At 62.7% G+C, this 13,794-nt stretch carries 10 protein-coding genes; 3 read left to right on the top strand and 7 right to left on the bottom strand.

What is annotated here, in order from left to right; genetic code table 11:
• Window positions 1-3: 3 nt before the first annotated feature.
• The 5 genes from VE009_RS10435 to VE009_RS10415 form a co-directional block, all read right to left on the bottom strand.
• On the bottom strand, window positions 4-3,711 hold the full coding sequence (locus VE009_RS10435) for a dynamin family protein (RefSeq protein WP_325007329.1): 3,708 nt from the start codon (window positions 3,709-3,711) through the stop codon (window positions 4-6).
• 154 nt (window positions 3,712-3,865) lie between these two features.
• Window positions 3,866-4,150, bottom strand: a complete 285-nt coding sequence (locus VE009_RS10430) for an NAD/NADP transhydrogenase alpha subunit (RefSeq protein ID WP_325007328.1) — start codon at window positions 4,148-4,150, stop codon at window positions 3,866-3,868.
• Between the two features lie 18 nt (window positions 4,151-4,168).
• Window positions 4,169-4,873 carry an endonuclease III gene (gene nth, locus VE009_RS10425; protein ID WP_325007327.1) on the bottom strand — a complete coding sequence of 235 codons (705 nt, stop codon included), beginning with the start codon at window positions 4,871-4,873 and terminating at the stop codon, window positions 4,169-4,171.
• 190 nt (window positions 4,874-5,063) lie between these two features.
• Window positions 5,064-7,772: an S-layer homology domain-containing protein gene (locus VE009_RS10420; RefSeq protein ID WP_325007326.1), complete on the bottom strand. Its 2,709-nt coding sequence runs from the start codon at window positions 7,770-7,772 to the stop codon at window positions 5,064-5,066.
• Between the two features lie 21 nt (window positions 7,773-7,793).
• Complete coding sequence (locus VE009_RS10415) at window positions 7,794-9,347, bottom strand: N-acetylmuramoyl-L-alanine amidase (protein ID WP_325007325.1); 1,554 nt, start codon at window positions 9,345-9,347, stop codon at window positions 7,794-7,796.
• A gap of 236 nt (window positions 9,348-9,583) precedes the next feature.
• Between VE009_RS10415 and VE009_RS10410 the strand changes: the two genes are divergently transcribed.
• From VE009_RS10410 to VE009_RS10400, 3 genes are all read left to right on the top strand, one after another.
• On the top strand, window positions 9,584-10,306 hold the full coding sequence (locus VE009_RS10410) for an ABC transporter ATP-binding protein (protein WP_325007324.1): 723 nt from the start codon (window positions 9,584-9,586) through the stop codon (window positions 10,304-10,306).
• Window positions 10,303-11,334: an ABC transporter permease gene (locus VE009_RS10405; RefSeq protein ID WP_325007323.1), complete on the top strand. Its 1,032-nt coding sequence runs from the start codon at window positions 10,303-10,305 to the stop codon at window positions 11,332-11,334. Before VE009_RS10410 ends, VE009_RS10405 begins: the two co-directional genes overlap by 4 nt.
• Window positions 11,335-11,427: 93 nt before the next feature.
• Entirely contained in the window at window positions 11,428-12,033 is a 606-nt protein-coding gene (locus VE009_RS10400; RefSeq protein WP_325007432.1) for a TetR/AcrR family transcriptional regulator, read from the top strand.
• Window positions 12,034-12,390: 357 nt separating this feature from the next.
• On the opposite strand, the gene VE009_RS10395 is transcribed toward VE009_RS10400, so the two are convergent.
• Both VE009_RS10395 and leuD read right to left on the bottom strand, forming a co-directional pair.
• Window positions 12,391-13,098, bottom strand: a complete 708-nt coding sequence (locus VE009_RS10395) for a hypothetical protein (protein ID WP_325007322.1) — start codon at window positions 13,096-13,098, stop codon at window positions 12,391-12,393.
• A gap of 102 nt (window positions 13,099-13,200) precedes the next feature.
• On the bottom strand, window positions 13,201-13,794 hold the full coding sequence (gene leuD, locus VE009_RS10390) for a 3-isopropylmalate dehydratase small subunit (RefSeq protein ID WP_325007321.1): 594 nt from the start codon (window positions 13,792-13,794) through the stop codon (window positions 13,201-13,203).

The raw sequence follows: 13,794 nt of genomic DNA, 5'->3' as shown, positions 1-13,794 counted from the left end.
ACATTACTGCCGGATCCTCGAAGCGTCCTCGAATCGGGCTTGCAGCCCCTGCAGTTGCCGCCATGTCCGCTCCGCCGCCGCCGGATCGACCGGCCGCTCCCAGGAAGCGCGGGCGTTCCGAATCGACTGTGCGATCGCTCGTTCCAAGCGCTCGTTCAGCGCCGGATGGAGCCTGCGCAGCTCTTCGTCGATCCACGATGCGAACCGGTCGGACAGCGCATCGACCGCCTGCGCGACGGAAGGCTGCCACCTGCGCTCCAACGCCTCCCGGAGCGCCTTCCGCCCGTCGCCTTCGAAAAATTGCTTCGCGGATTTATAATGCGCGGCGAGCAACTTCGCGTCCGGCGATTCGCCGTCCCACACCGTCCCGACGTCGGGCGTCGCGATCGGGAAATCCTCCCAGGCCGGCGGTTCGTACGCCGGCGCGGCCCGTTTGATCGAGTCGTTCCACCGGGTGACCGCGTCGCCCAGCGAACGGTTAAGAAAGCGTTCCAGCCGCAGCGAGACGGCCAACGCTTCGTTCGTCAGCTCGGTCTGCACGTACGCGACAAGATCCCGCCAGGCGAAGGCGAGCGCCTCTTTCACGTTCCCCCTGTCTTCCCTTAAGGCGGACGGATTGAAGGACGCTTGGTACCAGTCGCCGAAGCGGAACTGGAACCGCTGCTTCACGTAATAGAGCTGTTCGTTCGCTTCCTTCCACGCGTCTTTGCGAACGGCGTCCAGCTCGATCGCCCGCAGCGCCTCCGTCGCGGCCGCTTCGCTTGCCGACAGCCGCTCCATCGCCGCCTGCCGTTCCGTCTCGCCGGCCTTCGCGCCTTCGAGCGCCGTCGCCGCGAGCTGCGCCGCGCGGGCGAGCTCGGCGCCCGCCGCGCGGTACGCGAGGCTCGACAGCTCGACGCGCGCGAAGCGGGCGAACTGCTCCTCGAAGCCGGCGAGGCCGGAGCGGGCGACCGCCGCGGCGTCGCCGGCGAGCTTCGCCTGCAGCGCCTGCAGCGAGGACACCGGGAACAGGCGCGGATGGCGGATGCCGAACGCGAGCAGGTTCGAGCGAACGTGCTCGAGCACGTCGTTCAGCTCCTCCTCGCTTGCGGCGAGGTCGGCGGCGTTGACGATGAAGAACATTTTATCGAGCTCGAATGCGTCCTTCACCCGGCCGAGCTGCTCGAGAAACTGCCGATCGGCGCGGGAGAATGCGTGATTATAGTACGTTACGAAGAAGATCGCATCGGCGTTCTTCATGTAATTGAACGCGACGCCGGTATGCCGCGCGTTGACCGAGTCGGCTCCCGGCGTGTCGACGAGCGTCACGCCTTGGCGCGACAGCGCCGATTCGTAGTACAGCTCGATGCGTTCGACGAACGCCGACTTGCGCTCTTCGGCGACAAATGCGCGGAACGCGTCCCGATCGGCGCGCACCTCCGTCCCGAGCGTCGGCTCGGCGTCGCTCCAGCCCTCCGAGGCGGCCTTCAGGAACGCGAGATGCGGCTTGCCGCCCGGAGGAACGTCGTCGCGCGTCCGGAGCAGCGCCGCGATGCGCTTCAGCAGCGCGGGAGCGTCCGCGTTCGCCGGCGGCTCGTCGCCGAGCGCGGCGAGCGAGTGGCGCAGCCCGTCGATCATCGCCTCGCGCGACTTCATCGTGACGCGGGCGGTGCCGTGCGGCCATTCCGGCGTCGGCGGCTGAATCGTGTTGATCGCGGCCGTCGTCGGGTTCGGCGACACCGGCAGCGCCGGCTCGCCGAGCAGCGCGTTCGCGAACGACGACTTGCCCGCGCTGAACGCGCCGAAGAGCGCCGCCGTAAACCGCTGCTCTCTGAGGCGCCCCGCCTTCTCGAGCAGCGCGTCCGCCGCGTCCTGCAGCGCGGGCAGCGCCGCCGCCGCGCGGCTCGCCTCCTCGAGCAGCGCCGCCGCCGCCGCGAAGCCGGCCGTCAGGTCGAGCCCGGCCGCGCGCGCCGCCGGTTCGCCGGCCGACGCGCCGCCGGCAGCGGCGCCGCTGGCGGCCGCCTGCGACAAATCGAGCGCCGCGGACCGCGGCGCGGTCGGCGCGGCGGCCGGCGCGGCTCCGCTCTCCTGCGGCGCGTTCGGCAGCAGGCTCGCGTCCGGCAGCCGCACGCCTTCGCTCGCGAGCGCCCGCGCCGTCGGCAGCAGCGCCAGCAGCCGCTCGCGCGCCTCGCGCTCCTGCGCTTCCAGGGCGGCCAGCTCGCGGCGATGCGACAGCTTCTCCGCGAGCGCCTCCGCTTCTTCTTCCAGCGCGCGGTTGTCCTGCGCGTACATCGCTTCGGCCGCGTCAGCTAGCAGCTCCGCCGCCCGGGCGGCCGCGCGCCGCGCTTCCTGCCGCACGTCGCCGGCGATCTCCTTAGCGTAGTTGAGCGTATACTCGCCCGAAACGACGGCGCCCGGGCGCACTTTGCCCGCGAGCCACTCCGGCGTCACGGCGATGTCGACCGCCGCGGCGGCCGCCTCCACCGCCGCGTCCGCGAGGCCGAGCTCCCGCCCGGCCTTCTGCACCGCGTCGCGCACATGCCACACGAGCCGCGCCTCCACATGCTCCGCGAACTCCTCGCGGAACGCGGCAAGACGCCGGCGGCGCTCCTCCTCCGTCTTGGCCGCCGCGAACAGCAGCCCGACGCGGAAGTTCGGCTGCCGGCTCTCGAGGAACCGGTGCGCCAAATCGCGCGTCGTCGCCGGCGTCAAGTTCGCGTTCTCCGCGATGCTCGCCGCCTCCGCTTTCAGCCGGTCGGCGAGCCGCTCGCGCACCGACGCGCGCGCCGCGAGCTCCGCTTGCAGCGCCTCGTATCGCGCCGCCGCGCCTTCGTCTTCGGCGGCGGCCAGCCGCTCGAGCGCTCCTCGGCGCTCCTCGTTGCGCCCGCGCACGGCGCGGCCCCCCTCCTCGGCGAGCTCCACCGCGGCGGACGCGAGTCCCGCAAGCGCCAGCTCAGAGCCCTGCCGCACCGCCGCCGCGAGCAGCGCACGCAGCCGATGCGACTCGTTCCACGGATGGTCCGGCTCCTTCAACGTCGTATACAAGCATGCCGCCGGCTTGACGCCCCACGAACGGAACGCGTCGGCGACGCCCGCTTGGAAGTCCTCGAAGGACACCTCTTCTTCGCGGTGCTTGTCGATCTGGTTGACGACGAGGATGAGCGGCTTGCCCATCCCGGAGAGCCGCTTCGCGAAGTCCATGTTCATCTCGGATAACACATGATTGTAATCCATAACGTAGACGACTATATCGGCCAAATGGAGCGCCGATTCCGTCGACTGCCGATGATTGTCGTCCGTCGAGTCGACGCCCGGCGTGTCGAGCAGCACGCCTCGTTCGCCGAGCAGCGCAATCGGATGGCGCAGCTCCACCGAGCGCACCGTTTCCCCTTCTTTGGCGAAACGGGTCACCTCATCTAAGCTTACCCGCGCCTCGCGGCCGTCCCGGTACGTCAGCACCGCTTCGGACGTCTCGCCGCTTTTGATCGCCACGATGTTGGCGCTCGTCGGAATCGGGCTCGACGGCAGCAGCCGCGCCCCGCACAAATGGTTGATCAAACTCGATTTCCCCGCCGAGAAATGACCGCAGAACGCGATGTACAGCGCATCCTCTCGCCCCTTGTCCGCCAGCGAGGCGGCCTTCTCCGCGAGCGGCTCGTCGCCTTGTCCCCGCAGCGCCCGCTCCAGCGCCGCCAATTCCTCAAGCACCCGGTTTTTGTTCTCCGCACCCATCTCTCATCTACTCCTACTCCGCACCCGTTCTCGTTACGCACAGAATGTAATTATACAACAGCCTGGCGGCGTCGGACAGCGCCGATTCGACAAAAAACACCCGTTTCTCGGCATCGTTCGCCGCGAAACGGGTGTTTATCGTACCGCCCGATCGTTATTGCACGGAGGCCGTCTTGATCTCGTGCGCCTCCGGCACCAAAATTTCGAACACTTCGCCGTGCTGCAGGATCGTAATGTCCCGCTCTTTTTCCTTCATCACGACGACGCCGCGCTTGGCGCGCATCCGATCGATATAGTGCTCCGGCACTTCGCCGGATTCCATGACGGTCACGCCTTCGACGACCGTTTCTTCGTCTTCTGCCAGCTTCGTGTTCAGCACTTTATCGTAAATGTCCGAAAACTGCTCGAAGTTGTTCGTATACACGGAAATGCATTTCATTGCGTTCTCACCCTTCTGTTAGCCGCGAGCCGCGTCGACGCGCTCTGGTTCTCTACTTTTAGCACTAGTCTTTCTAGTTTTCTTCGGTTTCATACGTTGTTTGCCCTCGCGGCACAGCGCAAGCAGCGGACAGCCGTCGCAGCGAGGCTGCTGCGCCTTGCAGTGGTACCGTCCCAGAAAGATGAGCCGGTGATGCGTCGCCGTCCATTCGTCCTTCGGCACTTTGCGCATCAGCTTCTTCTCGACTTCCAGCACCGAATCGTCCCAATCGGCGATACCAAGCCGCTTGGAGACGCGCTCCACGTGGGTGTCGACCGCGATCGCCGGAACGCCGAACGCCGTAGACACGACGACGTTGGCCGTTTTCCTCCCGACGCCCGGCAGCTTGACGAGCTCTTCGTGGGCGGAAGGAATTTCGCCGCCGTACTCGTCCAGCAGCATCTGGCATAATGCGCGAATATGCTTCGCCTTGTTGCGGAACAGGCCGATCCGCTTGATGTCGTTCTCCAGTTCCTCCAAGGGAACGGACAAGTAATCTTCCGGCGTACGGTATTTGCGGAATAAATCCTTCGTGACTTTATTCACCGTTTCGTCCGTGCATTGCGCGGACAGGAGCACGGCGATCGTCAATTCGAACGGGTTCGAATGAACGAGCTCGCAATGCGCGTCCGGGAACATGCCGGCCACGATGTCCAACGCTTCGCGAATCTGCGCCTTGTTCATTCGTCCGTCCCTCCCGTTCCTTTTCGCGCGAAAACCGTCGAAAGATAGTAGCGTCTTCTAGTGTAACGAACCGCCACTTCTTTTTCAATGGCTAATCAGGTGCCAGAGCGGGGAGATTTCGAACATTCTTCAAACAAAAATGCGGGCGGGACGACTGCGTCCCGCCCGCGCGCGCCGCAGGGCACCGTGGTTATTTTACGATCTCGACGATTTTGCCTTGAAGCAAATAGATCGTGATTTGGTCGTTTTCTTTCAGCTGGTTGAGCGCGAGCGGCGCGTCGGCCGAGGTTCGGACGGTCACGCTCGGGCTCAGCGCGTATTTGCTCTGGTCGCCGAGCTTCGCGATTTTGAGCGCGATCTCGTGCTTCGACGCATCGTACGAGCTGAATTTGCGAACTTCCGTCCGCGCCACGAACACGTACGGTTTCCCTTGCGCGTCGGTCACCGCGAGCACTCGGTCGTTCAACTGCAGCGCCGATGCGGAAGCGGTCAACGTGTTCCCTTTCTGAACGTTAATGCCGCCGCTTAAGCTGAAGCTTTTTACATTGCCGGCGAGATCGGTCACGGACAGCCTGCCGCCGGTCGTATCCAGCGCGGACACTTTGCCGAGCGTCGCCGCCGGCTCCTGAACGGAGATGATGGCGCGTCCTGCATAATTGAGCACGATCGGATTGCCCGCCGCGAGCGCGCTCAACGACGCCGGTTGCCCGTCGCGGCCGAGGACCCGCGCGTCGCTCGGCAGCGTGAACGTCAGCGGAGTGCCTTTGGCGTCGGTGACGTACAGCGTCCGCGTCGACGCGTTCGCCGACGTCAGCGTGTAGACGAAGGAGCGCTCGACTTGGATCGAGCTCGCGGCGTCCGAATTCATGCCCATGTTCAAATGGATGACGCTGCCGACGCCGATATCGGCGAGGCCCGCGCTCGACTGCTGCGGCACTTCGATGCTGACGTACTGCGCGTACGGCACCTTGACGGTTTCGCCGTTCGCCGTGCGAACCGTAATCGTGCGGGACGCCGTATTGAGCTCCGTCACCGTGCCGCTCACCTTCGTTACGACGTCGAGACGCACGAGCTGGTCCGCCGATACGCTGATGTTTACTTTGCGGCCGGTCGTCAAGTACGCCGTATACAGCTGCTTCGTCATCTCCGTCCCGTCGAGCACGAACTTCGAGCGAGACGTAATATAAAGCAAATACGGCTTGCCTTTGTCGTCCCGCACCGTCAAGTAATCGTCCTTCAACGATTCGATCGCGGCGCCTTGGATTTTCGTGACGTTCCGATTCGAGACCGTAATCGATTCGACCTGGTTCGTCGCGCCCGAGATGCGCAGCTGCACGAGATCGCCCTGCTGCAGATCGTCGATCGTCGTCCCCGTCAGCCCTTCGATTTTGACTTCCACGTTCGTTTTCAACAAATATGCTCGCGGCTCTGTTCCGTTTTCCATGATCGTGATCGTATTGCCTGCGTAGCCTTGGTATTGGCCGGACACGGTCGCCGTTTTCTGTACGGTGATGTCGAGCGACACGATGACGCCGTCTTTAATTTCGTATGCGAACGTATCGCCGACCTGCAGCGTATCGAGGCTCGCGATCGCGGCGCCTTTCAGCTTCAAGGACGCGTTCGCGTCGACCGGATACGTGACGGCTGCGCCCTGCGCGTCCGCGAACGTCACGGTGCGGCTTGCGGCGTTCACCGCCTGCGCCACCGCGGTTCCCGTCGCGTTGAACGCCGCCTCCAGCACGACGACCGCCGTAACGTCGGCCGCGCCCTGAGCGCGCTGCAGCCTCAGGTCGCTCCCTTCCGTCAGCTGCGAGAGCGACAAACCTGTCCCCCGCGCGTCCGTCACGGTCGCGTTCGCCGCGAGCTTGAACGGCTCGAGCGAACCGTCCTTATGCTCCAGCACGAGCGTTCCCGCGGCGATGTCGAGCGCGGCCAGCTCGCCTTCGAACGTTTCGAGCTGAACGGATACGGCCTCCGTCGCAGGAGAGATTTCGATGTAATACGCCTGGCCGTTCTGGTACAGCACCCGGACCGGCGTCGTTTCGACGAGATCGGCGACGTCAAGCTGTCTGCCTTCGGCGTCGAACACGAGCGACTCGCCGTTCAGACCGAACGAGCGCGTCGCTCCGGTCGACGTTCGCACTTGAAGCGTCGTGCCGTCGACGGCCGCGACCGTGCCGCTCGCGTAGCGAGACTCGTCGTCAGGGATGTACTTATCGGCGCGCGAGAGGATCGTGACGATCTGCGCGCGGGTGACCGCCGTCTTCGGCTGGAACGTGTTATCCGTAAAGCCGGTGACGAGACCGAGCTCCTGCGATTTGGCGACGTAGCCCGCCGCGTCGGCGGAGACGGCGCTCGCGTCCGCGAACGTCAAACCGCCGGCCGCCGGCCGCTCGCCGATGGCGCGCACGACGAGCTTCGCCACCCACTCGCGCGTCGCCGGCCGTTTGCCCCACGGCGTATCTCCGGTGGAAGCGGCGACGGTTTCCGCCGTCAAATCGAGAATCCGCTCTTCGAGCGCCTTCACGACGTACTTCGTGAAGAACGCGTCTTCCTGCAGCCCCGTGACGACGCCGTCCATGATTTGGTTCGCTTCGTCCTCGAGACCGATCATTCTTATTACCATGACGACGGCTTCCTGCTGGGTCACTTCTTGCGATGGCTTGAAGTTGCCGTCTTGATATCCTCTGATGATGCCGGCAGCGGCGAGCTTCGCGACGCTGCCTCTCGCCCAATGCGTAGGCACGATGTCTGGGAACGTAATGGTAACGGCGGCGGACGCTTGCGTCGTCGGCGTCGTTTCCGCGTGCGCCGGGACCGCGCCCGTACCAAGCAGCAGCGAAGCGCTTAAGGCGGCGGACGTCAGGACGGCGAACGGGATACGTACCTTTGATTTCATGGGCGATTCCTCCTGCGTGGATTATGGAATGGAATAATACGATTTAATGGTTTCGACGATCGTATCGGCGATACGGTTTTGCATCTCTTCGTTGTACAGCTTCGCTTCGTCCGACGGGTTCGTCAGGAATCCCAGCTCCAGCAATACGGCGGGCATCGTCGTATCGCGCACGACGACGAAGCGCTCTTTTTTCACTTTGCGGTCCGGCGAGCCGATCGTTTTGACGAGCGCCTTATGGATGGCGTTCGCGAAATTCAAACTGTCGTCGCGCCAGTAGTACGTTTCCGTGCCGCTGACCGACGCCGACGGCGCGGTGTTCGCATGGATCGAGATAAAAAGATCGACGTCGGCTTGATTCGCGGCTTTCGCCCGATCCGCGGGAGACGAATACGTGTCGTCCGAGCGGACGAGCACCGGTTCGATCGCGGACGTTCGGCTCAAGCGCTCGTACACCTTCAAAGCGATCGGCATCGTAAGGTTTTTCTCGAATTTGCCCGTCACGGAAATCGCGCCGGGGTCTGTGCCGCCGTGCCCGGCGTCGATCATGACCCGGACCGGCTCGGCTTCGGTGAAATGCAGCACGGCGCCCGTTCCGTCTTCCGCAGCGACGAGACGATATGGCTTCGGCGCCTTCAGGTCGATGACGACGCGAACCGTAGACGGCTCAGCGGCGAACAGCGAGTACCGGATGCCGGCGACGTACGGATGGTCCGCGGACACCGCGACCGAGCCGCTGACGCTGCCGTCCAACGCTTTCTCGATCGTCGCGTTCGGCAGGTCGACGACGATCCGGTTCGGCGATTTGAGCACGAACACGTTCGGGCTCACTTCCCCCGTCGTCGCGATGCGCAGCGAGTCGCCGGACAGCTCGAGCGCCGTCATTGTCGGAGGCGCCGTGACGACCGTCACGGGCGCTCCGGCCCCCGGCGCCGCGTCGATCATTGGCGCCCCTGCTGCAGGAGCTACTCCCTCGTTCGTCCCTGCGCTTCCCGAAGGCGCGTTCGTCCCTGCTCCCGCGCTCGGCTTGACCGCGCCGGCCCCCTGCGACCCGATAGACGGGGCGGCGGCACCGACGGGCGTTTGTCCGGCGGGCGGCGCCGCCGGCGCCGAATACGTTTTCGCGCCGCCGTCCTGCTGCCGAAACACATACACCGACGAGGTGAACCGGTCGGTAACGATCTTCAATTGAAGCATGTCCTTCAGCCAGGCGGCCGGCACGTACACGCGCTTGTCGACTTGCAAGGCGAGCTGCTCGTCCGTTACCGGGGTGCCGTCGACGAAGCGCCGCTTCTCTTTCATCGTAAAACGCACTTCCTTATTGCCGGAAGTAATCGTGTATGTATCGCCGCCGGTCTCGGCCTTCACCTTAGCGCCCAACGAAGCCGCGGCCTCCAAAGAGATATACGGGACTTTGTCCTTTACGACCGCGGAAAGCTCGCTCTCTTTCCCGTCGACGAACAGAACCGACTCTTTCTCCGCGGCGAGCGCCGTCGCCGGCGTTCCCGCCGCCGTCCAAACCGCCGCGGCGACCAACCCGCCGAGCGCCCAGCTCAACGTCTTCCATCCGTTTCTCATAAGCCCCTCCGAATCTAGCACATGTTAAGTCTATCAAAAACCGCCAGAAAAAAACATAGAGGCGGTCGTTCCGACAAAAGCGACAATTAATAGACGCAGGAAAATAGCAAAAGTTGCTAGATTGGGTCGAAAGAGAAAAATTTTTGGTTGTGAGTGATTACTCACTTCACAAACGCAAACTGTTGGCATATAATGCGAGTGAGTAATTACTCACTTTTATTCGGAGGGTGATTCCCATGGAAGCACGAATTCGTTTGACCCGCGTAACCAAAGCGTACGGCGCGCGCACAATTGTCCGCGACGTCACGCTCGACGTGCCGCCCGGCCACATTTACGGCTTGCTCGGACCGTCCGGCGCCGGCAAAACGACCGTCGTCAAAATGATCGCCGGCCTCGAAACGCCGAGCGCCGGTTCGGTCGAGGTGCTCGGCGAGCGGATGCCGAAGCTGTCCCTGCAGCCCCGCATCGGGTACATGGCGCAGTCGGATGCGCTGTACGCGGATTTGACGGCCGGCGAAAATCTTGACTTTTTCGCCTCCTTGTACGGACTTCGCGGCGTCAGGAAAGAAGCTCGCGTCGCAGCGGCGCTCGAGCTCGTCAATCTCGCGTCGGATCGCCGCAAGCGCGTCGGTCAATTTTCCGGCGGCATGAAGCGGCGGCTGTCGCTCGCCGTCGCGCTGCTCCACGAGCCCGCCGTCCTCATTCTCGACGAGCCTACCGTCGGCATCGACCCGCTGCTGCGGCGCGATATTTGGGCGGAGCTGGAGCGGATTCGCCGGTCCGGCACGTCGATTCTCGTCACGACGCATGTGATGGACGAAGCGGAGCATTGCGGAACGCTCGCGCTGATGCGCGAAGGCGCCTTGATCGCTGCGGGCTCGCCGGCTGAGCTCAAGGCCGCCACCGGCAGCGCCACGATCGAGGAAGCGTTCCTCGCGTATGGGAGGGCTGCCGTATGAGACGCGTCGCCGCCCTGTTTACCCGCATCTGCCGCCAATTTTTGCACGACAAAAGGACGCTCGCCATGATGTACGCCGCGCCGCTGCTCATCTTAACGTTAATGTCGCTGCTGTTTAACGGCGATCCTTACGAACCCACAATCGCTGCGGTGGACGCGCCGCCGGCGCTGCTCGAGCGTCTCGAGAACGAAGGCGCCCGCGCCGTCGAGGTTTCGGGCGCCGAGGAAGCCGACGCGCTGCTCGCGAGCGGCGAAGCGGACGCTGCGCTGTTTTTCGCGGACGCCGGCGCCCCCCGCCTCGTTCTCGAAGGCAGCAATCCGAACGTCGCGGCCGGGGTGCGCATGTTTCTCTCCGGCGCGTTCGCTCCTCCTTCCGCCGACGTCTCCCCGCCGCTCGAAGTCGCGTATTTGCACGGGTCCGAGGACGCCGTTTCGTTCGATTGGTTCGGCCCCGTATTGATCGGCGTCTTCGCGTTCTTCTTCGTATTCCTGATCGCGGGCATCGCGTTCTTGCGCGAGCGGACCGGGGGCACGCTGGAGCGGCTGCTTGTTTCCCCGCTCCGCCGCCATGAAATCGTCGCCGGCTACGTGCTCGGGTTCGGCGTCTTTACGCTCGCGCAGGCCGGATTGATCGCTTGGTTCGCGGTTGGTATACTGGATATGGTTTTAGCGGGCTCGTTCGGATACGTGCTCCTTGTCACGGCCGCGCTGTCGGTTACCGCGCTGTCGCTCGGCATCTTCCTGTCGGCGTTCGCCGCCAACGAGTTCCAAATGATTCAATTCATCCCGCTCGTCATCGTGCCGCAAGTATTTTTTTGCGGACTGTTTCCGATCGACTCGCTCGATCCGTGGCTGCAATGGATATCGTACGCGATGCCGCTTACCTACGGCGCTGACGCGCTGCGCGAAGTGATGGTGCGCGGCGGCGGCTGGAGCGATATTGCTTTTTACGTCTATGTGCTGCTAGGATTCTCCGCCGTATTCATGGCGGCCAATGTGCTGGCGCTGCGCAAATTCCGCAAGGTGTAAGGGGGAACGACCGTGGAGGAACGGAACGGCCGGGAGGAACGCCAGGAGCAATGGCTCGAGGAATTGCTCCGCACGGCGGATGACGATACGAAAATGACGGAAAAGCAGCTTAGAATCGTCAACGCCGCCATGGAGGTGTTCGTCGAGAAAGGCTACTCCGGTTCGTCCACGAGCGAAATCGCCGCCAAAGCCGGCGTCGCCGAAGGAACGATATTTCGCCATTATAAAACGAAGAAAGATTTGCTGTTTTCCATCGTGACGCCGATTGTCGCTAAGCTCGTCGCTCCGTTCGTTATGAAAGATTTTTATAGGGTGCTGGACGCTCCGTACTCGACGTACGAAAGTTTCCTGCGCGCGGTGCTGCGGAATCGGATCGACTTCATTCATAAGCATTTGCCGGCGCTTCGCATCTTTCTGCAGGAAATCCCGTTTCAGGAAGAGCTGCGCGAACCGTTCAAAGACATGGTCGCCGCCAACATCATCCCGCGCCTTCGGAACGTCGCCGAGCGGTTTCAGGCGCAAGGTTCTCTACGCGTGGACTTCCCGCCGGAGTCTATCGTTCGGTTGACGATGACGAACATACTCGGCTTTTTGCTGGCGCGTTACTTCCTATTGCCCGAATATGCCTGGGACGACGAAGCGGAAATCGAGCGCACGATCGATTTCATCATACATGGCCTCGGCGCTCCTCGCGCGTAGTCCGTCGGGCCGTGACTCCTCTTGGGGAGCCGCGGCCCGTTCGTGCAGCCGCATTTTTGCGCCTATTCCCCGCCAAACGCCCCGCTGACCGAGATATAACCGCTTTTTTGCGCCTATCCCCCGCTAAACGACCCGCTGACCGCCATTTAGCCGCATTTTTGCGCCTATCCCCCGCCAAACGCCCCGTTCACCGCCATATAGCCGCATTTTTGCGCCTATTGCCCGCTAAACGACCCGCTGACCGAGATATAGCTGCATTTTTGCGCCTATCCCCCGCCAAACGACCCGCTGACCGAGATATAGCTGCATTTTTGCGCCTATCCCCCGCCAAACGACCCGCCGACCGCCATCCCAGTTTCATTTGTACCTTATAATTGACGAAAGATAAGCACGCCTATAATTTTCATGAAGTGCATATTGATGAACCCGGCGCACGCTCCCGCTGAGCGAGACCAACATCTTGTCGGCCAGCATGCGCTTGAGGAGACTTCTGGCAGGGTTTTCGGACCAACCCAGCAGTTTCATCACATCGCTGATCCCGAACGAGGATTGGTAATATCCCAACCGGATTACTTCCTCCCTAACGGCATCTTCCGTCGCTTCCTTCGGAGCCGCAGCCTCCATCCACCGCCTTAACAACTCCCGACACAGCAACGGATTCTCCCTCACATCGTCATACGAGAACCGCAAAACCCTCCACCCCAGCACGCCTAATGCGGCATCCCGACGCCGTTCGTCCGCAAAGTCGTAACGAGATACGTTCTTCAGATGCGGCCCGAATCCATCGATTTCTATATCCGCCAACAGCGGAAATCGAATATAAGCAATATCCAGAAAACGAGTGCGTCCAAGCGCGTCGACCGTTTCGTATTCGGGATGCAGCTCGTCCAGACATCCGAAAACCGGCCACCACACGTCCCGCAAGAACCGTTTTTCCGCAGCGTCTTCGCCGAATTTCTCCTCTTTCTCCACCCTTCGCTCCAGCAGCCGGCGGCGCTCTCCGCCGCTTTCTTTCCAATGCTTACGAAACCAAAGCCCATGAGCTTCCTCGAAAGATTTGTCCACGACAAAACCTCCCCATAATAGTAATGGCCCCAACGCAAAAACGCCGCCCCCCGAACCGGGAGACGGCGCATGCTTTGCGTCGTTAACGCGAATATGAACCTATTATGCCAAACCGCGAGCGGCTTCGTACGCGGCGATTTTGTCTTCGTGCTGCAGCGTCAGGCCGATATCGTCGAGACCTTGCAGCAAGAACTGGCGGCGGTGCTCGTCGAGATCGAACGACAGCGACAAACCGTAGTCGTCGGTAATCGTTTTGTTCTCGAGGTCGACGTTCAGCTTGTAGCCTTCGTGCTTCGCCGTGCGCTGGAACAAGTCTTCGACTTCTTCCTCGCTCAGCTTGATCGGCAGGATGCCGTTCTTGAAACAGTTGTTGTAGAAAATGTCCGCGAACGAAGGAGCGATGACGACGCGGAAGCCGTAGTCAAGAATCGCCCAAGGCGCGTGCTCGCGGGAGGAGCCGCAGCCGAAGTTCGCGCGCGAAATCAGGACGGATGCGCCCTGGTAGCGCGGCTTGTTCATTTCGAAATCTTCGTTCACGTTGCCTTGTTCGTCCCAGCGCCATTCGAAGAACAGGAACTGGCCGAACCCCGTGCGCTCGATGCGCTTCAAAAACTGCTTCGGAATGATCGCGTCCGTGTCGACGTTCACGCGGTCGACCGGAGCGACGATGCCCGTATGTTTCGTGAATGCTTGCAT

The organism is Paenibacillus sp. (assembly GCF_035645195.1).
Classification (GTDB): Bacteria; Bacillota; Bacilli; order Paenibacillales; family YIM-B00363; genus Paenibacillus_AE.
The sequence above is the reverse complement of the archived record's forward strand: the minus strand, read 5'-3'. Positions and strand labels throughout refer to the sequence as shown.

Coding starts and splice junctions, on each gene's coding strand:
- leuD (WP_325007321.1), bottom strand. CDS start 13,794: ATGCAAGCATTCACGAAACATACGGGCATCGTCGCTCCGGTCGACCGC.
- VE009_RS10400 (WP_325007432.1), top strand. CDS start 11,428: ATGACGGAAAAGCAGCTTAGAATCGTCAACGCCGCCATGGAGGTGTTC.
- VE009_RS10415 (WP_325007325.1), bottom strand. CDS start 9,347: ATGAGAAACGGATGGAAGACGTTGAGCTGGGCGCTCGGCGGGTTGGTC.
- nth (WP_325007327.1), bottom strand. CDS start 4,873: ATGAACAAGGCGCAGATTCGCGAAGCGTTGGACATCGTGGCCGGCATG.
- VE009_RS10410 (WP_325007324.1), top strand. CDS start 9,584: ATGGAAGCACGAATTCGTTTGACCCGCGTAACCAAAGCGTACGGCGCG.
- VE009_RS10420 (WP_325007326.1), bottom strand. CDS start 7,772: ATGAAATCAAAGGTACGTATCCCGTTCGCCGTCCTGACGTCCGCCGCC.
- VE009_RS10405 (WP_325007323.1), top strand. CDS start 10,303: ATGAGACGCGTCGCCGCCCTGTTTACCCGCATCTGCCGCCAATTTTTG.
- VE009_RS10435 (WP_325007329.1), bottom strand. CDS start 3,711: ATGGGTGCGGAGAACAAAAACCGGGTGCTTGAGGAATTGGCGGCGCTG.
- VE009_RS10430 (WP_325007328.1), bottom strand. CDS start 4,150: ATGAAATGCATTTCCGTGTATACGAACAACTTCGAGCAGTTTTCGGAC.